Genomic DNA, 23,039 nt, shown 5'->3' with positions numbered 1-23,039 from the left:
GGTGCCCAAGGTGGGCTGCGTTCTTGGGAATGGGCGTATCGTAGTGGCTGGGCGGAGGGATTCTGCGCCCGGCAACGTGTGTTTTTGGAATTCTGTGATGTTGACGCGTCGTATTATCCCTTGTCTGGACGTGACTGCTGGTCGCGTGGTCAAGGGGATCAATTTCGTGAATCTGGTCGATGCCGGGGATCCGGTGGAGATCGCGCGCCGGTATGACGACCAGGGCGCGGACGAGATCACGTTTCTGGACATCACGGCGTCGAGCGACCAGCGCGACATCATCCTGTCCGTGATCGAGCAGGTCGCCTCGCAGGTGTTCATTCCGCTGACCGTGGGCGGGGGCGTGCGGCAGGTGGCGGATGTGCGCCGGCTGTTGAACGCGGGCGCCGACAAGGTGGGCATCAACACCTCGGCCGTGACCAACCCCGACCTGGTGCGCGAGGCCTCCGGCCGCTACGGCGCCCAGTGCATCGTGGTCGCCATCGACGCCAAGCGGGTGTCGGGCGAGGGCGAGGCGCCGCGCTGGGAAGTCTTCACGCATGGCGGGCGCAACGCCACCGGGCTGGACGCCGTGCAATGGGCGCGCAAGATGGCCGAGTATGGCGCGGGCGAGATCCTGCTGACCAGCATGGACCGCGACGGCACCCGGTCGGGCTTCGACCTGGCGCTGACGCGCGCGGTGTCCGACGCCGTGGCCATCCCCGTCATCGCTTCCGGCGGCGTCGGGTCGCTCAAGGACCTGGCGGACGGCATCACCGAGGGCCACGCCGATGCGGTGCTGGCCGCCAGTATCTTCCACTATGGGCAGCACACGGTACAGGAGGCCAAGCGCTTCATGGCCGACCGCGGCATACGCATGAGGCTGGACGACTGATGGATACCGCACCCCAGACCCTCTCCGCCGACCAGGAAGCCTGGCTGGACGCCATCGTCTACGACGACAACGGCCTGGTGCCCGGCATCGCGCAGGACGTCACGACCGACAAGGTCATCATGTTCGCCTTCCTGAACCGCGAATCGCTGCGCGAAACCCTGCGCACCGGCAATGCCACCTATTGGTCGCGCTCGCGCAACCGCCTGTGGCGCAAGGGCGAGGAATCCGGCCACGTCCAGCGCGTGCGCGAGATCCGGCTGGACTGCGACGGCGACGTGGTGCTGCTGCGGGTCGAGCAGGTGGGCGGGATCGCCTGCCATACCGGCCGCGAACGCTGCTTCTACCGCCGCCTGGAAACCGAGGGCGGCGCGCACTGGGTCGAGACCGACCCGGTCCTGAAGGACCCGGAGAGCATCTACAAATGAACGATTTCCTCGCGCAACTGGCCGACACCATCGCCAGCCGCCGTCCCGACCGGGGCGGCTCGCCCGAGACGTCCTACGTGGCCCGGCTGCTCAGCAAGGGACCCGACGGCATCCTGAAGAAGATCGGCGAAGAGGCCACCGAGACCGTGATGGCGGCCAAGGACGGCGTGCCGGAAAAGATCATTTACGAGACAGCCGATCTCTGGTTTCATTGCCTCGTCATGCTGGAGTATTACGGTTTGCGTCCCGAACAGGTCGTCGCCGAGCTCGCGCGGCGCGAAGGACTGTCGGGTTTGGATGAAAAAGCCGCCCGAGCCGGCAACGCCCCTAAACAATGAGATGAGCGACAACTGTATTTTCTGCAAGATCGCGCGTGGGGAAATCCCCTCGCGCAAGGTCTACGAAGACGACGAGATCTTCGCCTTCCACGACATCAATCCCATCGCCCCGGTACACTTCCTGGTCATCCCCAAGCGGCACGTTCCGTCGCTGCAGGACGTGGCCGCGAGCGACGTACCGCTGTTGGGTAGAATGCAGGTTCTGATTCCCCGCCTGGCGCTCGAACAGGGCTGCCGCCCCGGCCCGGAAGGGGGATTCCGTCTGATGGCCAACAACGGCGCGGACGGTGGACAGGAAGTGCCGCACCTGCACTACCACGTGATAGGCGGTCCCCGCCCCTGGAAGCGCGACTGAACCGGGCGATCCCGCCCCTGTTGACTGGACGATTTTCCGCCGCAAGGCGTGGAGCATGTAATGGGTAGCTTTAGCATTTGGCACTGGCTGGTGGTCCTGGTGATCGTGGTTCTGATCTTCGGCACCAAGAAACTGAAGAACCTCGGGCAAGACCTGGGCGGCGCCGTGAAGGGATTCAAGGAAGGGATGAAGGAAGGCGGCGACGCCGCGGCCTCCAACCCGGAAACCACGTCCGCCGACCCCAAGCGCGTCTCCGCCGACACCATCGACGTGGAAGCCAAAGAAAAAGAACGGACCTGACAGGGGTTTCCCCTCCAGATCCATCATCAACACGAAGGCGCCCCGCGCCAAGATAACCGACCCACTCCAGGGCACCGCGGATCCGGCTCTGCCGGTCCGCCAGTGCCGCCCCCTTGAGGGGGCGCCCGTCAGGGCGTAGGGGGTGTTCCCATAGGCGCTGAATGTTCGACGTCAGCTTTACCGAGCTTCTCACCATAGGCGTGGTGGCGCTCATCGTCATCGGGCCCGAGCGGCTGCCCAAGGTGGCGCGCACCATCGGCCACCTGCTGGGCCGGGCGCAGCGCTACGTCAACGACGTGAAGAGCGACATCCGCCGCGAGATGGAGCTCGAGGAATTGCGCAACCTGCGCAAGGAAATGGAAGACGCCGCCCGTTCGCTCGAGACCACGGTCAAGACCAACGTGGAGGAGCTGCACAAGGGCCTCAACGAGGTCCAGCAGACCGTCGAGGGGGCCGCGCGCGACGTCAAGGACGCGGCCAGCGGGACGCAGGAGCCGGCCGCCGAGGCGCCCGCGCTGGACGTGCCCGCCGAAGGGGCCGCCGCCGCGCCGGCGGCTGACGCGCCTTCCGCGGGGCAGGCGGTCGAACCGGCCGCCATCCAGGAGGCCCCGTCCGAACAGGATCTCGCCCAGGGCTCGCTGTTTCCGCCGGACCCGCCGCCGTCCGCCAATCAACCCGCCGCCGGCCAGCCGGCCGAGGCTTCGACGGTACGCGAAAGAACGTGACTGACAAAGACGTATCGCAGGAAGACAGCTTCATCTCCCACCTCGTGGAGCTGCGCGACCGCCTGTTGAAGGCCATCATCGCGATCGTGGCCGTGTTCATCGTGCTGTTCCTCTATCCCGGCGCCTCGGCCATCTACGACGTGCTGGCCCAGCCCATGCTGGCGACCCTGCCGCCGGGTACGCGCATGATCGCCACCGGGGTGATCACGCCCTTCATGGTGCCGGTCAAGGTCACGCTGCTGGCGTCCTTCGTGCTGGCGCTGCCCTTCGTGCTGTACCAGGCCTGGGCCTTCGTCGCGCCCGGCCTCTACCAGCACGAGAAGCGGCTGGCGCTGCCGCTGATCGTGTCCAGCACCTTGCTGTTCCTGTCCGGGATGGCCTTCTGCTACTTCGTGGTCTTCAAGACCGTCTTCCATTTCATCGCCACCTTCGCGCCGCAGTCCATCACGCCGGCGCCGGACATCGAGGCCTACCTGAACTTCGTCATGACGATGTTCCTGGCCTTCGGCCTGACCTTCGAGGTGCCGGTGGCGGTGGTGCTGCTGGTCAAGACCGGGGTGACCACGGTGGCCAAGCTGTCCGCGGCGCGCGGCTATGTCGTCGTCGGCGCATTCGTGCTGGCGGCCGTCGTCACGCCGCCGGATGTTGTCAGCCAGTTCCTGTTGGCGGTACCTTTATGCGTGCTCTACGAGCTGGGCCTGGTGGCGGCCCGTTTCGTCAAGAGCCGGGAATCGGATTCGACCGAGATCGAGAAAGTCTGAACCCGCCGTGTCCCGGCGCCGTCCGCGCCGCCGGGACAGGGGTTCGGTTCCAGAACAAGCACAAGTGGGGACCCTCATGTTTTCCTTGAAAAAACTGGCCCTGGCCGTGGGCCTCGGCGTTTTCGCGGCCGCGGCGCAGGCCGACATCACGGTGGGCGTCAACGTGTCCGCCACGGGGCCGGCCGCCTCGCTCGGCATCCCCGAGAAGAACACCTTCGCCCTGATGCCCAAGACCATCGCGGGCCAGAAGGTCAACTACATCGTGCTGGACGACGCCAGCGACACCACGACGGCGGTCAAGAACGCCCGTCGTTTCGTGACCGAGGACAAGGTAGACGTGATGGTCGGTTCCACCATCACGCCGAACTCGCTGGCCATGGTCGACGTCGCCGCCGAGACCGGCACCCCGGTGGTCTCCATGGCGGCCTCGGCCGCCATCGTCGAGCCCCAGGACGCCAAGAAGCGCTGGGCCTTCAAGACGCCGCAGAACGATGCCGAGATGGCCAAGGCCATCGTCGAGCACATGCAGGGCCAGAAGATCAAGTCGGTGGCCTTCATCGGCTTCGCCGACGCCTACGGCGAGGGCTGGTACCAGGAGTTCTCGAAGGCGGCCCAGGCGGCCGGCATCAAGGTGCTGACCAACGAGCGCTACAACCGCACCGATACGTCGGTGACCGGCCAGGTGCTGAAGATGATCGCCGCCAAGCCCGACGCCGTGCTGGTCGCCGGCGCAGGCACTCCCGCCGCGCTGCCCCAGAAAACGCTGAAGGAGCGCGGCTACCGCGGCAAGTACTACCAGACCCACGGCGTCGCCAACAACGACTTCCTGCGCGTGGGCGGCAAGGACATCGAAGGCACTTTCCTGCCGGCCGGCCCGGTGCTGGTGTCGGCCCAGCTGCCGGCCGACAATCCGGTCAAGGCTTCGGCCACCGAATACGTGCAGAAGTACGAGGCGACCTACGGCAAGGGTTCGGTGTCCACTTTCGGCGCCCATGCCTGGGATGCCGGCAAGCTGATCGAGGCGGCCGTCCCGGCCGCCCTGAAGAAGGCGCAGCCCGGCACGCCGGAGTTCCGCGCGGCCCTGCGCGACGCGCTGGAAAACGTCAGGAACGTGGCGGGCGCGCACGGGGTGTTCAACATGAGCCCCACGGACCACGTCGGCCTGGACAATCGTTCCCGCGTGATGGTCGTCATCGAAAACGGTGCCTGGAGGTTGATCCCTCCCCCTACGCGCTGACGCGCGCCCCCTCAAGGGGGCGATGCGGGTGGACCGGCAGAGCCGGATCCACCGCATCCTGGGGTACCACCAGGCAGGCCCAGGACGGCGTTTTTCCCAGTTGTTCTTCTGATGGCGAGTTAGCGCCGGTGTAGCTGGGTTGGCTGTGCTTTGGACGTAAAACAACCCTTGCACTTATTGAATTCGTCACCCTCTTGGGGCGATCCGGCGGAGCTGACATGGATTTACAGATCGCCCTTTTCCTGATCCAGGACGGCGTCGTCAACGGCGCCATTTATGCGCTGCTGGGGATGGCGCTGGTGCTGGCCTTCACGGTCACGCGCGTGATCTTCATTCCCCAGGGCGAGTTCGTCGCCTGGGGCGCCCTGACCCTGGCTGGCCTGCAGGCCGGCCAGTTGCCGGGAACGGTCTGGCTGCTGGCCATGGGCGGCGGCGCCGTCATGCTGGTGGAGCTGTGGACCGCCTGGCGGCGTCAGGACTGGCGCGCCGTTCCGCGGGCCGCCGGCTGGAACCTGCTCTATCCCGCATTGATCTTCGCCGCGGCGCGTCTCGTCGATTTCCAGCAGATGCCGCTGATCGTGCAGATCCTGTTCGCCCTGCTGGTCGTGGTGCCGATCGGCCCCATGGTCTGGCGCCTGGCCTTCCAGCCGGTGGCCGAGAGCAGCGTGCTGGTGCTGCTGATCGTCTCGGTGGCGGTGCACGTGGCCATGGTGGGGCTGGGGCTCCTGTTCTTCGGCGCCGAGGGCGCGCGCACTTCGCCCTTCACCGACGGCGGCATCGAACTGGGTGGCATTCCGGTCTCGGCGCAGACGCTGTGGGTGGTCGGATCCTCCATCGCCCTCATCCTGGCGCTGACGGTGCTGTTCGGCCGGACGCTGTACGGCAAGGCCCTGCGCGCCACGGCGGTAAACCGCGTCGGCGCCCGCCTGATGGGCATCCCGACCAGCCTGGCCGGCAAGCTGAGCTTCACGCTGTGCGCGCTGATCGGAGCCTTCTCGGGCATCCTTATCGCGCCCATCACGACCATCTACTACGACACGGGCTTTTTGATCGGCTTGAAGGGCTTCGTGGCCGCCATCATCGCCGGCCTGGGCAGCTATCCGCTGGCCGCCGCCGGCGCGGTGCTGGTGGGCCTGCTGGAGGCCTTCTCGTCGTTCGCGGCCAGCGCCTACAAGGAAGTCATCGTGTTCACGCTGATCATTCCGGTGCTGATCTGGCGCTCGCTCGCCTCGCGCCACGTGGAGGAAGAATGATGCGGCTGCGTCCCATCTGGTTCGTCGGCGCCGGCCTCGTCCTGCTCGTCGCCGCCGTGTTCGGGATGTCCGAGTTCACCGTCACGCTGCTGAACTACATCGGCCTGTACGCGCTGGTGGCGCTGGGCCTGGTGCTGCTGACCGGCGTGGGCGGGGTGACCTCGTTCGGCCAGGCGGCCTTCGTGGGCCTGGGCGCCTACACCAGCGCCTGGCTGTCCATCGCGACGCTGCCGCCCGCTTTCGCGTGGCTGGGCGGATCGCCCTGGCTGGGGCTGCTGGCCGGGCTCCTGGTCACGGCCGTGGCGGCCTGGGTGCTGGGCGCGATCGCGCTGCGCCTGTCGGGGCACTACCTGCCGCTGGGCACCATCGCCTGGGGCCTGAGCCTGTACTTCCTGTTCGGGACGCTGGATTTCCTGGGCGGCCATACCGGATTGTCCGGCCTGCCGCCCATCTCGGTCTTCGGGCTGGATCTGTCCAAGGGCAGGCACCTGTTCTGGCTGATCTGGGCGATTCTGCTGCTGTCCATGCTGCTGGTCAGCAACCTGCTGGATTCGCGCGAAGGCCGGGCCATCCGGGCGCTGAAGGGCGGCATGGTGATGGCCGAGTCCATGGGCGTGGACACCGCCCGCTCGCGCATCGCAATCTTCATGATCGCGGCCCTGCTGGCCTGTGTCTCGGGATGGCTGTACGCCCACATGCAGCGGTTCGTGAACCCCACGCCGTTCGGCCTGCACATCGGCATCGAATACCTCTTCATGGCCGTCATCGGCGGGGCGGGGCAGGTCTGGGGCGCGCTGGTCGGCGCCGGCCTGGTCACCATGCTCAAGCAGTGGCTGCAGGACCTGCTGCCCGGCCTGCTGGGCGCCTCGGGCAATTTCGAGAGCATCGTCTTCGGCATCCTGCTCGTGGTTGCCCTGCAGCGCGCGCCGGACGGGCTCTGGCCCGTGATCGTCCGCCTGGCCCGGCGCTGCCTGCCGCTGGCCGAGGCGCGCCGCGCCGTGGACGAGGGGGCGCCGCCGCTGGCCCGGCGCGCGCAGCCGGCGCACGGCGAGGTCGTGCTGGAAGCCCGGGGTCTGACCAAGCGGTTCGGCGGGCTGGTGGCCAACAACGACATCAGTTTCACCGTTCCGGCCGGCGGGGTGCTGGCCTTGATCGGCCCCAACGGCGCCGGCAAGAGCACCATGTTCAACCTGCTGTCCGGCGTGGACGACCCTTCCTCGGGGAAGGTGGTTTTCCGCGGACGGGACGTGACCGGCCGGCCCTCGCGCGAGATCGCCGCGCTGGGCATGGGCCGCAGCTTCCAGCACGTGCGCCTGCTGCCGCAGATGACCGTGATCGAGAACATCGCGCTGGGCGCCCACCTGCGCGAGCGCCCGGGACTGCTGTCGGGCCTGGTGCTGGGCAGCCTGCACCTGGAGCGCCGTGAAGAGGCGCGCCTGCTGGCCGAAGCGGCGCGGCAGGCGCGGCGCGTGGGGCTGGGCGACGCCCTGCACGTGGCGGCGGGCTCGCTGCCGCTGGGCAAGCAGCGCATGCTGGAGATCGCCCGCGCGCTGTGCGCCGATCCCTGCCTGCTGCTGCTGGACGAGCCGGCGGCCGGCCTGCGCTACCTCGAGAAGCAGGCCCTGTCCGATACCCTGAAGGCGCTGCGCGCCGAGGGCATGGCCATCCTGCTGGTCGAGCACGACATGGACTTTGTCATGGGCCTGGCCGACCGCGTGGTGGTGATGGAGTTCGGAGAGAAGATCGCCGAGGGCTTGCCCGAGGACGTGCAACGCGATCCGCGCGTGCTGGAAGCGTATCTGGGAGGTGTGGAATGACGGGTCCGGAGGCAATGGCCGCGCCGCTGCTCGAGGTTTCCGGCCTGTGCGTGTCCTACGGCAAGGTCGAGGCGCTGCATGGCATAGACCTGGCGGTGCCGGCGGGCACCATCGTGACGGTGATCGGCCCCAACGGCGCGGGCAAGACCACCTTGCTGTCGGCCATCATGGGGCTGTTGCCGGCGCGCGGTGCGATCAGCCTGGAAGGGCGGCCCCAGCGGCGCGTGGAGATCGAACAGATGGTTGCCGCGGGCCTGAACCTCGTGCCCGAGAAACGCGAGCTGTTCGGCGAGATGAGCGTCGAGGACAACCTGCTGCTGGGCGCCTTCCAGCGCTATCGCTCGGGCCACCGCGACCAGGCCGCGTCGATGGAGGAGGTCTACGGGCTGTTCCCCCGGCTCAAGGAGCGCCGCCACCAGTTGGCCGCCACCCTGTCGGGCGGCGAGCGCCAGATGCTGGCCCTGGGGCGCGCCCTCATGGCCAAGCCCCGCCTGCTGCTGCTGGACGAGCCCTCGCTGGGGCTGGCGCCCCGCATCGTCAAGGAAATCTTCCTGATCATCGCCGAACTGCGGCGCCGGGGCGTGGCCATCCTGCTGGTCGAACAGAACGCCCGCGCAGCCCTGCAGACGGCCGACTACGCCTATGTGCTGGAGACCGGCCAGGTGGTGCTGGCCGGCCCGGCCCGCGAACTGGCGGACGATCCGCGCGTGGTCGAGAGCTACCTGGGCCTGGGCCGCAAGTAGCGCCCGGCATCAGGGTTGCTGGACCTCGCGCCTGGGCTTGGGGCGCGTGCCTATGGTCACGCTGGTTTCCATTTCCTGCCCGCCGCGGACGATCTTGATTGCCACCTTTTCGCCCGGCGGCAGCTGGGCGATGGCGTTGAGCATCGTGGTGGTGTCCAGGATGGTCTTGTCGGCGACCGACACGACGATGTCGCCCGTGCGGATCCCGGCCTTGGCCGCCGGCCCGCCGCGCACCACGCCGGCGATGATGACGCCTTCCTTGCGCGACAGCTTGAAGGCGTCGGCCAGTTCGGCCGTCAGGTCCTGCGGCTCGACGCCTATGTAGCCCCGCGTGACCGTGCCGGTCGTGATCAACTGCTCCATCACCTGGCGCGCCGTGCTGACGGGGATCGCGAAGCCTATGCCCAGCGAGCCGCCCGAGCGCGAATAGATGGCGGTGTTGATGCCGACCAGGTTGCCCTGGGCGTCGATCAGCGCGCCGCCGGAGTTGCCGGGGTTGATGGCGGCATCGGTCTGGATGAAGTTCTCGAAGGTGTTGATGCCCAGGTGGGTGCGGCCCAGGGCCGAGACGATGCCCATGGTCGTGGTCTGGCCCACGCCGAACGGGTTGCCGATGGCCAGCACCACGTCGCCCACCTGGAGGTCTTCGGCCCGGCCGAAGGTGACCGAGGGCAGGTTGGGCAGCGCCAGTTTCAGCACCGCCAGGTCGGTCTCGGGGTCGGACCCGACCAGGGTGGCCTTGCCCTTGCGGCCGTCGGCCAGCGCCACTTCGATCTCGTCCGCGGCCTCGATCACGTGGTTGTTGGTCAGGATGTAGCCTTCCGGGCTGACGATGACGCCCGATCCCAGGCTGGAGACGGGCTCCGGATTGGTATCGGGTTCGCCGAAGAAGCGCCGGAACACCGGGTCGTCGGAGAACGGATAGGCGGGTTGCTGGGGCGTGTCCTTGCTGGTGAAGATGTTCACCACGGCCGGCGCCGCCTTGTGGGTGGCCGCCGCATAGGACGCAGTCGCGCCGCCTTCGCCGGTCGGCGAGGGCGAGGCCTCGAAGAACGGGACGACGATGGCGTTATTGCTGCCCGGGCCCCCGCGGCGTGGCAGCCATTCGGGGCGCAGGGTGGCGACGATGAATAAAATGGCCAGACAGACGGTGGTGGTCTGGGCAAAGATCAGCCATAGTCGGCGCATGTGCAAAATACTTTTCCCTAGCTTAGGAGATTGACAATGATCGCAGGCGAGCGGGCCTCAGCGCAAACCCATGCACCAGCGGGGGGCGCGGGTGGCGTCAGCGCCGAGGAACTCGCATCCTGGCTGGCCGCCGAACTGCAGGTTGCCCGGTTTCGCGACTACTGTCCGAACGGCCTGCAGGTCGAGGGCCGGCCCGTGGTCCGGCATATTATCGCCGCCGTCACCGCCTCCGAGGCCGCCATCCGGCACGCCATCGACGCCGGGGCCGACGGCCTCCTGGTCCACCACGGCTGGTTCTGGAAGAACGAGGATCCCCGCGTGCGGGGCACCCGGCGCACCCGCCTGTCGCTGGTCCTGGGCCATGACCTGAACCTGTTCGCCTACCATCTTCCCCTGGATGCCCACCCCCGGTGGGGCAACAACGCACAACTGGCCGAGGTGCTGGGCCTGGCCCCCCACCTGGTGGAGGGCGTGCCCCAGACCGCCGGCCACGACGGCCTGATCTGGCTGGGCCAGGCCCCCGGCCTGGCCACGGTGGGCGACCTGGCGGCCCGCATCGCCCAGCGCCTGCGGCGCGAACCCATGCTGATCGGCGACCCCTCCCGCCCCGTGGGCCGCGTCGCCTGGTGCACCGGAGCGGCCCAGGGCATGCTCCAGGACGCCATCGACGCCGGCGCCCAGACCTACATCACCGGCGAGATCTCCGAACCCACCGTCCACCTCGCCCGCGAAACCACCACCGCCTTCCTGGCCGCCGGCCACCACGCCACCGAACGCTACGGCGTCCAGGCCCTGGGCCGCGCCATCGCCGACCGCTTCGGCATCCGGGTGGATTTCATCGACATCGACAACCCAATCTGAGGGGGGGGGGAAGCCCACCCCCTACCCGCTTACGCGGGCCCCCTCAAGGGGGCGAAACTGGCGGACTGGCAAAGCCAGATCCGCGGTTTCCTGGGTCTAGGGAAACTATCTTGGACTGAAGCACGGTTGCTACCGCTGGCTGCCAGCGATAGCACCGGTGCCACAACCCAAGAAACGGGTACTAGACCCAGGATGCAGTGGATCCGGCTCCGCCGGTCCACCCGCATCGCCCCCTGGGGGGCGCCCGAAGGGCGTAGGGGGGACCTACTTCTTCAGCAGATCGCGGATTTCGCGCAGCAGTTCGACGTCTTCCGGTGTCGGCGCGGGCGCGGGGGGCGGGGCTTCCTTGGTGAAGCGGGCCTGCGCGCGGTTCATGGCCTTGACCATCCAGAAAATGACGAAGGCCAGCAACACAAAGTTGATCAGAATGGTCAGGAAATTACCCCACCCGAGCAGGGTGGCGCCGGCCTTGCTGAGGGCGTCGTACGTCTGCGGGCCGGCGTAGTCGGCCGGCGCCCGGAGTACGATGAACTTGTTGCTGAAATCGACGTTGCCGCCCAGGATGACGTTGACGATCGGCATGACGATGTCTTTGACCAGGGAATCGACGATCTTGCCGAACGCCGCGCCGATGATCACACCGACCGCGAGGTCGACGACATTGCCGCGCATCGCGAAATCGCGGAATTCCTTCATGATGCTCATGGACCACCTCCCGTTTGTTGTTGCGCGAAGTATCTCTTATTTTTTTGCGCAGCGGGAACCTCGGCCGCAATGGCGCGATGGCGAATGTGCTACGAAGTCTGTCGGGGCCTGTAGGCATTGCGTTATACTCGAAGGTTACTATAAGGCGCCGGTCCGCCAAGAGCGCCAATCTGCTTTCAAGTGCTAAGAGAAGAAGTAATCTTGAGGGTCAATCAATGAGTCAGGACAAAGTGGTAGACGCCGACCGCCGGTTTTGGGTCGGAACCACCTGTGCTGTCGGGGGAGTCGCGGCTGTAGGCGTGGCCGTTCCTTTCGTCAGCACGTTCGCCCCGTCCGAACGGGCGAAGGCGGCGGGTGCTCCGGTGGAGGTCGAAATTGGAGACATGCAGCCCGGTGAAATGCGCACCGTCGAGTGGCGCGGCAAGCCGGTCTGGATCATCCGCCGTACGCCCGAGCAGCTTGCCACGCTGAAGGAAGTCGACGCCCAGCTCGCCGACCCGAATTCCGAGCGCAATCCGAACGAAATCACGCCCGAGTACGCGCGCAACGAGTACCGCTCGATCAAGCCCGAGTACCTCGTCGCCGTCGGCATCTGCCCGCACCTCGGGTGCTCGCCCACCGCCCGGTTCGCCACCGGGCCCCAGCCCAGCCTGCCGGCCGATTGGCACGGCGGCTTCCTGTGCCCCTGCCACGGGTCGACCTTCGACATGGCCGGACGGGTGTACAAGAACAAGCCGTCGCCCGACAACCTGACGATTCCTCCCTACGAGTTCGTGTCCGATACCAAGATCGTGGTCGGTGTCGACAAGAACAACAAGGCCTGAACGCCAGTCATTCGCAGCGGGGGAGGCGATAGCCGCGTCCTCCTGTCAAACGTAGCCATAGAAACACGTCGGCGTTGCGGCACCAAGCAGCGCAGCGCCGAACCCGCCGAGCAAAAGGAGCAGCAGCCATGGCTGGCGAGAAGAATGTCGAGACAACTGGCCTTCTGGGCTGGATCGACGCCCGCTTTCCGCTCACCTCGACCTGGAAAGCGCACCTGTCCGAGTACTACGCACCGAAGAACTTCAATTTCTGGTATTTCTTCGGCTCGCTGGCGCTCCTGGTGCTGGTCATCCAGATCGTGACCGGGATTTTCCTGGTCATGCACTACAAGCCCGACGCCGAACGCGCGTTCCAGTCGGTCGAATACATCATGCGGGAAGTGCCGTGGGGCTGGCTGGTCCGGTACATGCACTCCACCGGCGCCTCGATGTTCTTCGTCGTGGTGTACCTGCACATGCTGCGCGGGCTGTTCTACGGCTCGTACCGCAAGCCGCGCGAACTGGTCTGGATCTTCGGCGTGGCGATCTTCCTGTGCCTGATGGCCGAAGCCTTCATGGGCTACCTGCTGCCCTGGGGCCAGATGTCCTACTGGGGCGCCCAGGTCATCGTGAACCTGTTCTCGGCCATTCCGTTCGTCGGCCCCGACCTGGCGATCCTGATACGCGGCGACTACGTCGTCTCCGACGCGACCCTGAACCGCTTCTTCTCGTTCCACGTCATCGCCGTGCCGCTGGTGCTGCTGGGCCTGGTCGTGGCGCACGTCATCGCGCTGCACGAAGTCGGCTCCAACAACCCCGACGGCGTCGAGATCAAGGCCAAGAAGGACGCCAACGGCATTCCGCTCGACGGCATCCCGTTCCACCCCTACTACTCCGTGCATGACCTGTTCGGCGTGGCCATCTTCCTGATGATCTTCAGCGCGATCGTGTTCTTCGCGCCGGAGATGGGCGGCTACTTCCTCGAGTACAACAACTTCATCCCGGCCGACCCGCTGAAGACCCCGCCGCACATCGCGCCGGTCTGGTACTTCACGCCCTTCTACTCGATGCTGCGTGCCTGCACCGACGACTTCACCTGGGTGCTGGCGTTCGCCGCGGTCGCGGCGGCGGTGTGGTTCCTGCTCAAGAGCCGTGTCAGTGGCGTGGCCAAGATCGCCATCGTCGTGGTGCTGCTGGCGATCGCCGTCCTGCTGCGCGTCTGGGACGCCAAGTTCTGGGGCGTGCTGACGATGGGCGGCGCGGTGGTCATCCTGTTCTTCCTGCCCTGGCTCGACCATTCGCCCGTCAAGTCCATCCGCTACCGTCCGGGCTGGCACAAGTGGATCTACGGCATCTTCATCGTCAACTTCCTGGTGCTGGGCTACCTGGGCACGCAGCCGCCCACCGAGGTCTTCAACCTGATCTCGCAGATCGGCACGGTCCTCTACCTCGGCTTCTTCCTGCTGATGCCGTTCTGGAGCCGGCTCGGCACGTTCAAGCCCGTGCCCGAACGGGTCACTTTCTCCGCCCACTGAGGATGTTCACCGGGCCGGCGGCGGTTGCGCCGGCCTGACAGACTACGGATATCACGATGAAGAAGCTGCTCGGTCTACTGATTCTGATGCTGGCCTGCACTGGGGTGCAGGCAGCCGAAGGCGGGTATCACCTGGAGAAGGCGCCCGCGCGCCTGAACGACCTGCCTGCCCTGCAAAACGGGGCCAAACTGTTCGTCAACTATTGCCTGAACTGTCATGCCGCTTCGGCCATGCGGTACAATCGGCTCAAGGACATCGGCCTGACCGACGAACAGATCAAGGACAACCTCCTGTTTTCGGACGGCAAAGTCGGCGACATGATGACCGTTGCCATGAACGCCAAAGAGGCGAAGGAATGGTTCGGCGCCGCGCCTCCCGACCTGTCGGTCATTGCCCGGGCGAAATCCGTCAATGCCGGACCGTCGGGCGCCGATTACCTCTACACCTACCTGCGTACGTTCTACCGCGACGATACCCGGCCCACGGGCTGGAACAACCTGGTCTTTCCCAGCGTGGGCATGCCCCATGTGCTGTGGGAGCGCCAGGGTCCGCGCGAACTCACCACCGTCGCCATGCACCGGGGCGAAGGCGAGCACGGCTGGGAGCGTGTCACGACGACTTACGACGTGAACGGCGCCGCCACCGTCAAGCACGAGCCGGTTGCCGACTACCACGGCCACGAAACGATGGAAACGCGTTTCACGGCCAAGGATCCGGCCCGGGTGCAAGCGTACGACAACGACGTGGCCGATCTGGTCGCGTTCATGTCGTGGATGGCCGAGCCCGTGCAGCAGCATCGCGTGCGGCTGGGGGTGTGGGTGCTGATTTTCCTGGCTTTCTTCACGGTCATCACCTGGCGCCTGAACGCCGTGTACTGGAAGGACGTCAAGTAGTTCTCGAACTACCTGTCCGGGGCCAGCATCCTCTTGGATGGCTGGCCCTTTAACGTTTTTACATACCCTCTCGGAGGCCCCGCCATGATGGTGCTTTACTCCGGAACCACGTGTCCGTTCTCCCAACGCTGCCGTTTCGTGTTGTTCGAAAAGGGCATGGATTTCGAAATCCGCGACGTCGACCTCTACAACAAGCCCGAGGACATCGCCGTCATGAACCCGTACGGCCAGGTGCCCATCCTGGTCGAGCGCGATCTGGTGCTGTACGAGTCGAACATCATCAACGAGTACATCGACGAGCGGTTCCCGCATCCGCAGCTGATGCCCGCCGATCCGGTGATGCGCGCCCGCGCGCGGCTGTTCCTGTTCAACTTCGAGAAGGAACTGTTCGTGCACGTCGGCACGCTGGAAGCCCGCGAAAGCCGCGCCGACGAGAAGGCGCTCGAGCAGGCGCGCCAGCAGATCCGCGACCGCCTCTCGCAGCTCGCGCCTATCTTCCTGAAAAACAAGTTTATGCTTGGCGAAGAGTTCTCGATGCTGGACGTGGCGATCGCGCCGCTGCTCTGGCGCCTGGACCACTATGGCATCGAGCTGCCGAAGAACGCCGCCCCGTTGCAGAAGTATGCCGAGCGCATCTTCTCGCGGCCGGCGTACATCGAGGCGCTGACGCCGTCCGAAAAGGTCATGCGCCGCTGATGCGCAGCGCACGGATCGTCCGCCGGCCCCGCGCGGCGGCCCTTGCTGTCCGGGCCGTCGGCCAGCCGCGGCATGCCGCGCGAGGGATGCAACCATGAGCGAAATCTCCACCAAGCCTTACCTGATCCGCGCGCTGCACGAGTGGTGCACCGACAACGGCTACACGCCTCATCTGGCGGTAACCGTCGACGAGCGGGTGGTGGTGCCGCGCGAGCACGTCAAGAACGGCGAGATCGTCCTGAACGTCGGCCGGCTGGCCACCCACAAGCTGCAGCTGGGCAACGAGTTCATCGAGTTCCAGGCGCGCTTCGGTGGCGTGGCGCGGCAGATTTCCGTTCCCGTGGATGCGGTCACGGCCATCTACGCGCGCGAGACCGGACATGGCATGGCCTTCGAGGCCGGACCGTCCGCCGCGGCGGACACGGGCGTCGCGCCCGACAGCCCGGTGGTCGACGATGGGGCCGCCGCCGAACCGCAGGAAAACGTGTCGGCGTCCCGTCCCCAGTTGTCCGCCGTACCGGCGGGCGAGACGCCATCGGCCCCGTCCGACGAAGGGCCGGACGATACGGATCCCCCGCCTTCGGGCGGCCCCGATCGCGGCCGCCCGAAGCTGACCGTCATCAAGTAAGTTCCTTCCCGAGCCGGCGGGGCAGTTGCCCCGCCCGCGCTCTTCCGCTTGCACGCGGCGTATAACGAAACTCGGAAACATTCGTTAGCGGGCGCGGCGGCCGTCGTTATTCTGGCTCTCTTTCGCGAGACGAATGACGATGAACGCATTGCTCAAACCGCTGCATCGGCCCGCGGATACCGAGCTGCACCAGCCCCGCATTCTCGACCCCGAGCTTTATCGCTACGACGAGACGCGCCTGGGCGAGATCCGCATCCAGCCCTATTCCCCCATCGTGGGCGGCCTGGTGCAGGGATTCCGCTTCCAGCCCGGGGTCCCGACACCGGACGAAGTCCAGGCCTTCCTCTACCGCTCCCTGCTGGAGTACGGCTTCCTGTCGTTCGAGCCGGGATCGGTCGCGGCCGGCGACTTCGAGCCGTTCGCGGCGCTGTTCGGCTCGCCCCGGTTCGCCGGCAATCCGCAGGCGCCGCGCGTGGGCGGCGAGGCCAATGCCATCGATTCGGCGCGCAAGAAGACGCGCACCAACTACATCTGGCACATCGACCAGGCCTATCGCGAACGCCCGCAGAAGTTCACGGCCCTGTACGCCGTCCAAGCGCCCAGGCACGGCGGCGGGACGCTGTTCTCGAACGCCACGGCCGCCTACCGGCTGCTCGACCCGCGCTTCGCGGCCTATCTGGACACGCTGACCATCCTGCACAACGCCGACCAGATGGGGCTGGTGTCCATGTCCTATGGCGACCCGGAACGGCTGGCCCAGGCACGGCTGGACACGCCGCCGCTGGAGGTGCCGCTGGTGCGGGTGCATCCGGAAACCGGCGCGCGCCAGCTTTTCGCCTGCGAACTCTATGCGCAGCGGGTGCTGGGCGTGCCCCGGCTGGTCAGCGACCACCTGCTGGGAATCGTGTTCGAGTTCATCAAGTCGCCCGAAGTCTGCACCGAGTACCGCTGGGAGGCCGGCGCGGCGCTGATCTGGGACAACCGCATCGTCCAGCATCGGGGCATCTTCAACTACGCGGGACAAGACCGCGTGCTGCATCGCGCGGTGCTGGATTGATCACCATGGAAAACCTGAAAGAGCTGTTTCGCAAGATCGGCGCCGCGCTGGCCGTGGGGCTGGCGGTGAACGCCACGGCATCCATCGCCCAGGCGGCCGAGCCGCTGCCCAAGCTGGCGGTCACGGTGTTCTCGCCGCCTTCGCAAAGCATCTGGATACCGGTGCTGATCCAGCGGCTGGGGCTGGACCGCAAGCACGGGTTCGAACTGACCGTCACGCCCAAGCCTTCCAACGTGGCCTATACCGATTTCGCCACGGGCCGGGATCCGGTCTGCTTCTGCGCCGCGATCGCCGCGGTCAGCCGCTTCAAGCAGCAGGGCGCCGATTTCACGCTGCTGTGGAACATCTTCAACTTCGAGTCCGACATCGTCATCCGCGACCCCGCGATCACGGATGTCAGGCAGCTGCAGGGCAAGGTGGTGCAGACCGACACGATCACCGGAAGCTGGGCGCTGTCGAAGTGGTTCCTGCAGGCGCGGGGCGTGGACCTGGGCAAGGTCACGATCAAGTCGTCGAGCGCGCGCGGCGCCGCGGGTCTGGCCGAGCTGCAACTCGGGCGCGTCGATGCCCTGCTGGTCAATCCGACCGAGGGTGCCGCCGCGGTCGCGCAGGGCAAGGGGGCCCTGCATTCGCTGCCGGTGTTCGACAAGGCCGTGTGGCAGAAGGCCTCGGGCACGGATTTCGTACCGTCCATCACGCTGGGCGTTGCCTCGCCATGGATCGCCCAGGCCGCCAACCAGGCGCTGATCCGCAAGTTCTACGCGGCCAACCGCGAAGCGGCGGAGTTCATCCGGCAAAAGCCGGCCGAGGCCGCCCGCCTGGTGTCCAAGGACGCGCAGGTCGAGGTTGGCGCGCTGCAAGGCGTGCTGGAGCGCTATCGCGACCTGACCCGCATCGAGCCCCTGCGCCGGCACATCAAGACGGTGGCGCTGCTGACGCAGAAGCTGCTGCCCGAGGGCGGCCAGCTGCCGCGGCCGCTGACGGACGCGGAGCTCGATTCGCTGGTGTCGGCCTTCGACGTGGAAGGAAGGAATGAGTAGCCTCGCGGAGCCGAACGCACCGGTACGGCGGCGCGCCTGGCGGCTGTCCTGGCCCGCCGTGCCGTGGGAAGGCGCGCTGGCCATCGCATTGATGCTGGGGGCGTGGGAATGGGCGTCGCATCATTCGACTCCCATGTTCTTCCCCTCGCTGGCGCAGATCGCGGCCACCGCGGGCGAACTGCTGGCCTCGCCGGAGGGCTGGTCGGCCATCGCCATCACCTACGGGCGCATCTGGGCGTACCTGCTGGCCTCGTTCCTGGTGTCGTCCCTGCTGGGCGCGGCCGTGGCCGGCAATGTCCACGTCGAGCGCTTCCTGGTGCCCCTGGTCGAACTCAAGCAGGGCATTCCGTCCCTGTGCTGGGTCATCTTCGCCATCCTGTGGTTCCGGGACGCCGAGGCGCGCATCGCCTTCGTGGTGGTCACCTCGGCGCTGCCCGCGTTCTTCTACCAGGCCCGCGACGCACTGCGCGGCATTCCGCGCGACTGGGTGGACCTGGTGCAGTCCATGCGGCCCACGCCGTGGCAGCGGGCCCGCATCCTGTGGTGGCCGGCGGTCCTGCCGTCGCTGCTGACGGTTTGGCGGATCAACATCGGCAATGCCACGCGCGTCACCATCATGGCCGAGCTGCTGGGCGGCATTACCGGCATCGGCCACCAGTTGCGCGTGTCGCAAGAGATGTTCCGCATGGACCAGACCATCGTCTGGACGGCCGTGCTGGTGGCCTTCGTCATCCTGAGCAACCAGGTGCTGAGCGGCTTCGAGCGCCGGTTCCTGTCGTATCGCGGCCACGACGGAGTACGCAGCCATGCCTGAGGCCATCGCATTCACCCAGGTCGAGAAACGGTTCGGCAAGGGCCGCGCGCCCGCCATCGCCGACCTGAGTTTTTCCGTGTCCGCCGGGGAACACGTCTGCATCGTCGGCCGCACGGGCTGCGGCAAATCGACGGCGGTCAACCTGATCCTGGGCCTGGCGCAGGCTTCGGGCGGCAAGGTGCGGGTGCTGGGCGTCGATCCCCTGCGCGACTTCAACCGCCTGCGCGGCCGCATAGGCTGCGTGTTCCAGACCGATCGCCTGTTGCCATGGCGCACCGCGCTCGACAACGTGCTGGTGCCGCTGGAGATCCTGCGCACCCGTTCGCCGGATACCGAGGCGCAGGCCGTCGAACTGCTGTGCAAGGTCGGCCTGGCCGGCCATGAACAGGCCTATCCCCAGCAACTGTCGGGCGGCATGCGCCAGCGGGTGGCGCTGGCGCGGGCGCTGATCACCCGGCCCGAGGTCATGATCGCCGACGAGGCCTTCGGCGCGCTGGACGAGGTGACCGCCGCCGCGCTGCGCGGCGACTTCCAGCGCATCGCCAAGGCGCATGGGCAGACCGTGCTGCAGATCACGCATTCGCTGGACGAGGCGTTGTCCATGGCCGACCGGGTGCTGGTGTTCGACCGGCCGGGGCGGGTGGTGGGCGAATTCCCGCGCGCGCAATGGGAAACGCCGGCGCAGCGGCAGGCGGTCCGGCAGGCACTGCGCGCATTGATCGCGGGCGAGGCCGAGGCGGATGTCGACGCGGCCGGCGTGCGCCGGGCGGCCTGATGCCTCCGGCAGCCACCGCGGCGGCCGCGCCGCCCGAGCGTCTGTCGCCGCAGACCCGGCGCACCGCATGGATCGTCTCGTCCATCTTCTTCGTCGAACAGCTCGACGCGACCAGCGTGGCCTCGGCGCTGCCCGCCATGGCGGCGGACCTGGGTTCGGACACGGTCACGCTCAGCGCGACCATTACCGCCTATCTGCTCGGGCTGACCATCCTGATTCCGCTCAGCGGCAGGCTGGCCGAGCGCCACGGCGACAAGCGGGTGTTCGCCGGCGCGATCTGGCTGTTCCTGGCCAGCTCCATAGCCTGCGGTTTCGCGCCCAACGCCTTCGTCCTGATCGCGCTGCGCTTCGTACAGGGCATGGCGGGCGCGCTGATGGCGCCGGTGGGCCGGCTGATCGTGCTGCGCACCGCCGCCAAGCACGAACTGGTCGAGGCCATGGCGCTGGTCATCCTGCTTGCCATGATCGCGCCGATGGTCGGCCCGTTCCTGGGCGGCCTCCTGACGACCTATGTGGGATGGCGCTGGATATTCTGGATCAACGTGCCGCTGTGCCTGGGCGCGCTGTGGCTGGTCCGGCGCTTCCTGCCCGCCACCGAGGGTCGGGGCGGGGGCGCGTTCGACCTGCGCGGCACGCTGCTGAGCGGCATCGGCTTCGCCTGCCTGATGTGGGGCCTGATGGCGCTGGCCGAGGCCCAGGTCCGGACGGGCCCGGCCGTGGCGGCGCTGGCGGCCGGCGCGCTGCTGGTGGCGGCCTATGTGCGGCATGCGCGGCGCACGGCCGAACCCGTGCTGGCCCTGGATCTGCTGACATTGCGCAGCTTCCGCGACGCGATGGCGGGCGGTTCGGTCTTTCGTATCGCCGTGGGCGGCGTGCCTTTCCTGCTGCCCGTGACCTTGCAGCAGCGCGACGGCTACAGCCCGCTCGAGGCAGGGCTGGTCGTGCTGATACCGGCCATGGGCGGCTTCGCGATGAAATTCTTCAGCGGCAGGATCCTGCGCCGGACCGGATACCGCCGGGGGCTGTTCCTGCACGGCGCGCTGGCGGCGGGCTGCCTGGCGGCGGCGGGATGGGTGCCGCCGCGCGAGGTCATGGTCGCCTACGCGGCCACGCTGTTCGGCTTCGGCTGGGCGCGCTCGTTGCAGATGAACGCCTACGGCACGCTGGCCTATGCCGACGTGGCGCGGCCCCGGCTGGCCGCCGCCACCAGCTTCTTCCTGGCCATCCAGAACCTGACCGTGGCCATGGGCGTGGCCGTGGCCGCGCTGCTGCTCCAGGGCGGGGCCGCGGCCGGCACGGCCGATGCCGCCTATTCCTGGGCCTACCTCGTCCTGGGCGCCGTCGCCCTGGCCAGCGCCGCAATGACGCTCGCCATGCCGCCCACGGCAGGCCGGGACCTCCTGCAAACCAAACGCTGATTCTTCACAAGGAGCCCCCATGAGCACCGTTCTTCCCGCTTCCGACACGGTTTCCCCGTTCATCTCCGCCGAAACCCTGGCGGCCGCCCTGGCCTCGGGAAGCGTGACAGTGGTCTACGTCGCGCCCGATGCCGGCCCGGCGCCGGCCGAACCCGTTCCAGGATCCATCGAGACCGCGCTGCCCACGCACTACGCCGAGCCGGGCGATCCCGCCCGCGGCCGCCTGCCGCTGCCCACGCCCGAAGCGGTCCGTCGCTGGACGGCCGAGGCCGGCCTGGACCCGGATGGCGACATCGTCGTCTATGACGCCGCCAACGGCTCGGCCGCCGCGCGCGCATGGTGGGTGCTGACCTGGGCCGGACTGCCCCGCGTTCGCATCCTGGATGGCGGCCTGGCGGCTTGGGCCGCCCGGGGGGCGGACGCGGTACACCTTTCCGCGCTGGCGCCCGCGCCTGAACTGTCCACCATCGATACGGACGCCATCGCCGCCGATCTCCCGGCATATCGCCTGTTTGACGCACGAACCGCCGCGGCCCATGCGGGCGACGGCAAGCAGCCGTCCCACCTGCCGGGCGCGGTCAGCAGTCCCGCCGGCATCTGGCAGGATGCGAACGGCCGCCTGCTGCCCTTCGCCCAGCGCCAGGCCCTGGCGCGCAAGCTCGGCCTGTTCGACGACGACGAGCGGCCCGTGGTGGCCTACTGCGGATCGGGCGTGGCGGCCGCGTACTGGATCGCCGCCGTGCAGGACCTGGGTGTGAAGCCGGCGCTGTACGCGGGCTCGTGGAGCGCGTGGTCCAGCGATCCTGCGCGGCTGGCGGCTGCGGCCCCGGCGTGACGGACATCGATTTCCATTACAATCCCGCCTTCTGCCGGTGTAGCTCAGTTGGTAGAGCAGCTCACTTGTAATGAGAAGGTCGAGGGTTCGATTCCTTTCACCGGCACCAATGCTTTGTCCTTCCTGCGGATGGAAAGCGTCCTGACAAGGCCGATTTGACAACTTGCCTTTTCCAGTCCATAGTCCGCCAGCCACGGCCTTCAAGAGTCGTAATCCAGGTCAGTCAAAGTCCACGATAGCGGTCTTCGTCGTTCCCATTTCTTCCTTGAGTGTCGTGTGTTGACGGGAAATCCGTTTTTTTATCATCAAGGAAATGACATGGAACAAACAGGCATCGTCAAGTGGTTCAACTCGGAAAAGGGCTTCGGCTTCATCGTGCCGGACGCGGGCGGCAAGGATCTGTTCGCGCACTTTTCTGAAATCCAGGGCAGCGGCCACCGCTCGCTGGAAGAGAACCAGCGCGTGAGCTTCATCGCCGGCCAGGGCGCGAAAGGCCCGGCCGCGACCAAGATCAAGGTCCTCTAAGCTTGCGCAAGCAGGCTGGCTGAAAGCCAACAGCTCCCTCGGGAGCTGTTTTCATTTGGGCGACAGCTTTACTTCTTCCGGGGCCTGGGGCCGGGGGCGGCGGCGGGGCGTCCCGCGATGTGGCGGAACGTGATGCGGCCCTTGGTCATGTCGTAGGGGGACATCTCCAGCGTGACGTCGTCGCCCGCCAGGACGCGGATGTTGAATTTACGCATCTTTCCGCCGGAATACGCGGTGATTTCGAAGCCGTTTTCCAGCGTGACCCGGAACCGTGAGTCAGGCAGGACCTCGTTGACCACGCCACGCATTTCGATCAAATCTTCCTTGGGCAAACTGCTCGCTCCTAAATGGGTCTGGCGAAAAAGCTCGTGACCCGGGTGGGCCATGTTGCACTGTTTGCCGCAATTGGGCAACCGCCACGGTCTTCGACGCCCGTCG

Annotated in this window: 27 protein-coding genes and 1 tRNA gene; 25 read left to right on the top strand and 3 right to left on the bottom strand. The window is 67.1% G+C overall.

Annotated features, from left to right (window positions below):
- Window positions 1-94: 94 nt before the first annotated feature.
- From hisF to EV675_RS01540, 11 genes are all read left to right on the top strand, one after another.
- The gene (gene hisF / locus EV675_RS01590; RefSeq protein WP_124691504.1) at window positions 95-874 is read left to right on the top strand and encodes an imidazole glycerol phosphate synthase subunit HisF; all 780 of its coding nucleotides are present in this window, start codon (window positions 95-97) and stop codon (window positions 872-874) included.
- Window positions 874-1,299, top strand: a complete 426-nt coding sequence (gene hisI, locus EV675_RS01585; protein ID WP_130355685.1) for a phosphoribosyl-AMP cyclohydrolase — start codon at window positions 874-876, stop codon at window positions 1,297-1,299. Before hisF ends, hisI begins: the two co-directional genes overlap by 1 nt.
- Complete coding sequence (locus EV675_RS01580) at window positions 1,296-1,637, top strand: phosphoribosyl-ATP diphosphatase (protein WP_124691502.1); 342 nt, start codon at window positions 1,296-1,298, stop codon at window positions 1,635-1,637. Before hisI ends, EV675_RS01580 begins: the two co-directional genes overlap by 4 nt.
- 1 nt (window position 1,638) lies before the next feature.
- Entirely contained in the window at window positions 1,639-1,992 is a 354-nt protein-coding gene (locus EV675_RS01575) for a histidine triad nucleotide-binding protein (protein ID WP_087838605.1), read from the top strand.
- A gap of 60 nt (window positions 1,993-2,052) precedes the next feature.
- Entirely contained in the window at window positions 2,053-2,292 is a 240-nt protein-coding gene (gene tatA, locus EV675_RS01570) for a Sec-independent protein translocase subunit TatA (RefSeq protein ID WP_087838604.1), read from the top strand.
- A 161-nt stretch (window positions 2,293-2,453) separates the two neighbouring features.
- Window positions 2,454-3,017, top strand: a complete 564-nt coding sequence (gene tatB / locus EV675_RS01565) for a Sec-independent protein translocase protein TatB (RefSeq protein WP_130355684.1) — start codon at window positions 2,454-2,456, stop codon at window positions 3,015-3,017.
- A complete protein-coding gene (tatC, locus tag EV675_RS01560; protein ID WP_130355683.1) occupies window positions 3,014-3,778 on the top strand; it encodes a twin-arginine translocase subunit TatC in 765 nt (254 codons plus the stop codon). Before tatB ends, tatC begins: the two co-directional genes overlap by 4 nt.
- A gap of 76 nt (window positions 3,779-3,854) precedes the next feature.
- Window positions 3,855-5,015, top strand: a complete 1,161-nt coding sequence (locus EV675_RS01555; protein ID WP_130355682.1) for an ABC transporter substrate-binding protein — start codon at window positions 3,855-3,857, stop codon at window positions 5,013-5,015.
- Between the two features lie 218 nt (window positions 5,016-5,233).
- Window positions 5,234-6,268 (top strand): branched-chain amino acid ABC transporter permease, encoded by a 1,035-nt coding sequence (locus EV675_RS01550; protein WP_130355681.1) that lies wholly within the window; start codon window positions 5,234-5,236, stop codon window positions 6,266-6,268.
- The gene (locus EV675_RS01545) at window positions 6,265-8,085 is read left to right on the top strand and encodes a branched-chain amino acid ABC transporter ATP-binding protein/permease (protein WP_130355680.1); all 1,821 of its coding nucleotides are present in this window, start codon (window positions 6,265-6,267) and stop codon (window positions 8,083-8,085) included. The genes EV675_RS01550 and EV675_RS01545 overlap by 4 nt, the downstream gene beginning before the upstream one ends.
- A gap of 14 nt (window positions 8,086-8,099) precedes the next feature.
- A complete protein-coding gene (locus tag EV675_RS01540; RefSeq protein WP_207221957.1) occupies window positions 8,100-8,828 on the top strand; it encodes an ABC transporter ATP-binding protein in 729 nt (242 codons plus the stop codon).
- Window positions 8,829-8,837: 9 nt separating this feature from the next.
- Here EV675_RS01540 and EV675_RS01535 read toward each other — a convergent pair whose 3' ends face one another.
- On the bottom strand, window positions 8,838-10,016 hold the full coding sequence (locus EV675_RS01535) for a S1C family serine protease (protein ID WP_130355678.1): 1,179 nt from the start codon (window positions 10,014-10,016) through the stop codon (window positions 8,838-8,840).
- 36 nt (window positions 10,017-10,052) lie between these two features.
- On the opposite strand from EV675_RS01535, the gene EV675_RS01530 reads away from it, so the two are divergent.
- The gene (locus tag EV675_RS01530) at window positions 10,053-10,877 is read left to right on the top strand and encodes a Nif3-like dinuclear metal center hexameric protein (RefSeq protein WP_130355677.1); all 825 of its coding nucleotides are present in this window, start codon (window positions 10,053-10,055) and stop codon (window positions 10,875-10,877) included.
- A 264-nt stretch (window positions 10,878-11,141) separates the two neighbouring features.
- On the opposite strand, the gene mscL is transcribed toward EV675_RS01530, so the two are convergent.
- On the bottom strand, window positions 11,142-11,582 hold the full coding sequence (gene mscL, locus EV675_RS01525; RefSeq protein WP_130355676.1) for a large conductance mechanosensitive channel protein MscL: 441 nt from the start codon (window positions 11,580-11,582) through the stop codon (window positions 11,142-11,144).
- Between the two features lie 215 nt (window positions 11,583-11,797).
- Here mscL and petA point away from each other — a divergent pair, with 215 nt between their 5' ends.
- The 13 genes from petA to EV675_RS01460 all read left to right on the top strand — a co-directional run bounded on the left by petA (window position 11,798) and on the right by EV675_RS01460 (window position 22,601).
- Window positions 11,798-12,406 (top strand): ubiquinol-cytochrome c reductase iron-sulfur subunit, encoded by a 609-nt coding sequence (petA, locus tag EV675_RS01520; protein ID WP_130355675.1) that lies wholly within the window; start codon window positions 11,798-11,800, stop codon window positions 12,404-12,406.
- A 128-nt stretch (window positions 12,407-12,534) separates the two neighbouring features.
- A complete protein-coding gene (locus EV675_RS01515; protein WP_130355674.1) occupies window positions 12,535-13,920 on the top strand; it encodes a cytochrome b in 1,386 nt (461 codons plus the stop codon).
- Window positions 13,921-13,970: 50 nt separating this feature from the next.
- Window positions 13,971-14,813, top strand: coding sequence for a cytochrome c1 (locus EV675_RS01510; protein ID WP_207221956.1), 843 nt, complete (start codon window positions 13,971-13,973; stop codon window positions 14,811-14,813).
- An 84-nt stretch (window positions 14,814-14,897) separates the two neighbouring features.
- Window positions 14,898-15,509, top strand: a complete 612-nt coding sequence (locus EV675_RS01505) for a glutathione S-transferase N-terminal domain-containing protein (RefSeq protein ID WP_087838592.1) — start codon at window positions 14,898-14,900, stop codon at window positions 15,507-15,509.
- Window positions 15,510-15,603: 94 nt separating this feature from the next.
- Complete coding sequence (locus EV675_RS01500) at window positions 15,604-16,137, top strand: ClpXP protease specificity-enhancing factor (RefSeq protein WP_130355672.1); 534 nt, start codon at window positions 15,604-15,606, stop codon at window positions 16,135-16,137.
- A gap of 139 nt (window positions 16,138-16,276) precedes the next feature.
- Window positions 16,277-17,194, top strand: coding sequence for a TauD/TfdA dioxygenase family protein (locus EV675_RS01495; RefSeq protein WP_165404380.1), 918 nt, complete (start codon window positions 16,277-16,279; stop codon window positions 17,192-17,194).
- A 5-nt stretch (window positions 17,195-17,199) separates the two neighbouring features.
- Window positions 17,200-18,234, top strand: a complete 1,035-nt coding sequence (locus tag EV675_RS01490; RefSeq protein ID WP_130355670.1) for an ABC transporter substrate-binding protein — start codon at window positions 17,200-17,202, stop codon at window positions 18,232-18,234.
- Window positions 18,227-19,048, top strand: coding sequence for an ABC transporter permease (locus EV675_RS01485; RefSeq protein WP_130355669.1), 822 nt, complete (start codon window positions 18,227-18,229; stop codon window positions 19,046-19,048). Before EV675_RS01490 ends, EV675_RS01485 begins: the two co-directional genes overlap by 8 nt.
- A complete protein-coding gene (locus EV675_RS01480) occupies window positions 19,041-19,823 on the top strand; it encodes an ABC transporter ATP-binding protein (RefSeq protein WP_130355668.1) in 783 nt (260 codons plus the stop codon). Before EV675_RS01485 ends, EV675_RS01480 begins: the two co-directional genes overlap by 8 nt.
- Window positions 19,823-21,241, top strand: coding sequence for an MFS transporter (locus EV675_RS01475; RefSeq protein ID WP_165404379.1), 1,419 nt, complete (start codon window positions 19,823-19,825; stop codon window positions 21,239-21,241). The genes EV675_RS01480 and EV675_RS01475 overlap by 1 nt, the downstream gene beginning before the upstream one ends.
- A gap of 19 nt (window positions 21,242-21,260) precedes the next feature.
- The gene (locus EV675_RS01470; RefSeq protein WP_130355666.1) at window positions 21,261-22,076 is read left to right on the top strand and encodes a sulfurtransferase; all 816 of its coding nucleotides are present in this window, start codon (window positions 21,261-21,263) and stop codon (window positions 22,074-22,076) included.
- 33 nt (window positions 22,077-22,109) lie between these two features.
- Window positions 22,110-22,185 (top strand) — tRNA-Thr (locus EV675_RS01465).
- Between the two features lie 209 nt (window positions 22,186-22,394).
- A complete protein-coding gene (locus EV675_RS01460; RefSeq protein WP_087838584.1) occupies window positions 22,395-22,601 on the top strand; it encodes a cold-shock protein in 207 nt (68 codons plus the stop codon).
- A 68-nt stretch (window positions 22,602-22,669) separates the two neighbouring features.
- Here EV675_RS01460 and infA read toward each other — a convergent pair whose 3' ends face one another.
- Window positions 22,670-22,933: a translation initiation factor IF-1 gene (infA, locus tag EV675_RS01455; RefSeq protein WP_130355665.1), complete on the bottom strand. Its 264-nt coding sequence runs from the start codon at window positions 22,931-22,933 to the stop codon at window positions 22,670-22,672.
- Window positions 22,934-23,039 lie beyond the last annotated feature (106 nt).

Origin of the sequence: Pigmentiphaga kullae (genome assembly GCF_004216695.1) — a bacterium.
In the GTDB taxonomy this organism is placed as follows: Bacteria; Pseudomonadota; Gammaproteobacteria; order Burkholderiales; family Burkholderiaceae_B; genus Pigmentiphaga; species Pigmentiphaga kullae.
This window is presented reverse-complemented; position numbering and strand designations above follow the sequence as displayed.

Coding starts and splice junctions, on each gene's coding strand:
- hisI (WP_130355685.1), top strand. CDS start 874: ATGGATACCGCACCCCAGACCCTCTCCGCCGACCAGGAAGCCTGGCTG.
- EV675_RS01580 (WP_124691502.1), top strand. CDS start 1,296: ATGAACGATTTCCTCGCGCAACTGGCCGACACCATCGCCAGCCGCCGT.
- EV675_RS01575 (WP_087838605.1), top strand. CDS start 1,639: ATGAGCGACAACTGTATTTTCTGCAAGATCGCGCGTGGGGAAATCCCC.
- tatA (WP_087838604.1), top strand. CDS start 2,053: ATGGGTAGCTTTAGCATTTGGCACTGGCTGGTGGTCCTGGTGATCGTG.
- tatB (WP_130355684.1), top strand. CDS start 2,454: ATGTTCGACGTCAGCTTTACCGAGCTTCTCACCATAGGCGTGGTGGCG.
- EV675_RS01555 (WP_130355682.1), top strand. CDS start 3,855: ATGTTTTCCTTGAAAAAACTGGCCCTGGCCGTGGGCCTCGGCGTTTTC.
- EV675_RS01550 (WP_130355681.1), top strand. CDS start 5,234: ATGGATTTACAGATCGCCCTTTTCCTGATCCAGGACGGCGTCGTCAAC.
- EV675_RS01545 (WP_130355680.1), top strand. CDS start 6,265: ATGATGCGGCTGCGTCCCATCTGGTTCGTCGGCGCCGGCCTCGTCCTG.
- EV675_RS01540 (WP_207221957.1), top strand. CDS start 8,100: ATGGCCGCGCCGCTGCTCGAGGTTTCCGGCCTGTGCGTGTCCTACGGC.
- EV675_RS01535 (WP_130355678.1), bottom strand. CDS start 10,016: ATGCGCCGACTATGGCTGATCTTTGCCCAGACCACCACCGTCTGTCTG.
- EV675_RS01530 (WP_130355677.1), top strand. CDS start 10,053: ATGATCGCAGGCGAGCGGGCCTCAGCGCAAACCCATGCACCAGCGGGG.
- mscL (WP_130355676.1), bottom strand. CDS start 11,582: ATGAGCATCATGAAGGAATTCCGCGATTTCGCGATGCGCGGCAATGTC.
- petA (WP_130355675.1), top strand. CDS start 11,798: ATGAGTCAGGACAAAGTGGTAGACGCCGACCGCCGGTTTTGGGTCGGA.
- EV675_RS01515 (WP_130355674.1), top strand. CDS start 12,535: ATGGCTGGCGAGAAGAATGTCGAGACAACTGGCCTTCTGGGCTGGATC.
- EV675_RS01505 (WP_087838592.1), top strand. CDS start 14,898: ATGATGGTGCTTTACTCCGGAACCACGTGTCCGTTCTCCCAACGCTGC.
- EV675_RS01500 (WP_130355672.1), top strand. CDS start 15,604: ATGAGCGAAATCTCCACCAAGCCTTACCTGATCCGCGCGCTGCACGAG.
- EV675_RS01495 (WP_165404380.1), top strand. CDS start 16,277: ATGAACGCATTGCTCAAACCGCTGCATCGGCCCGCGGATACCGAGCTG.
- EV675_RS01490 (WP_130355670.1), top strand. CDS start 17,200: ATGGAAAACCTGAAAGAGCTGTTTCGCAAGATCGGCGCCGCGCTGGCC.
- EV675_RS01485 (WP_130355669.1), top strand. CDS start 18,227: ATGAGTAGCCTCGCGGAGCCGAACGCACCGGTACGGCGGCGCGCCTGG.
- EV675_RS01480 (WP_130355668.1), top strand. CDS start 19,041: ATGCCTGAGGCCATCGCATTCACCCAGGTCGAGAAACGGTTCGGCAAG.
- EV675_RS01475 (WP_165404379.1), top strand. CDS start 19,823: ATGCCTCCGGCAGCCACCGCGGCGGCCGCGCCGCCCGAGCGTCTGTCG.
- EV675_RS01470 (WP_130355666.1), top strand. CDS start 21,261: ATGAGCACCGTTCTTCCCGCTTCCGACACGGTTTCCCCGTTCATCTCC.
- EV675_RS01460 (WP_087838584.1), top strand. CDS start 22,395: ATGGAACAAACAGGCATCGTCAAGTGGTTCAACTCGGAAAAGGGCTTC.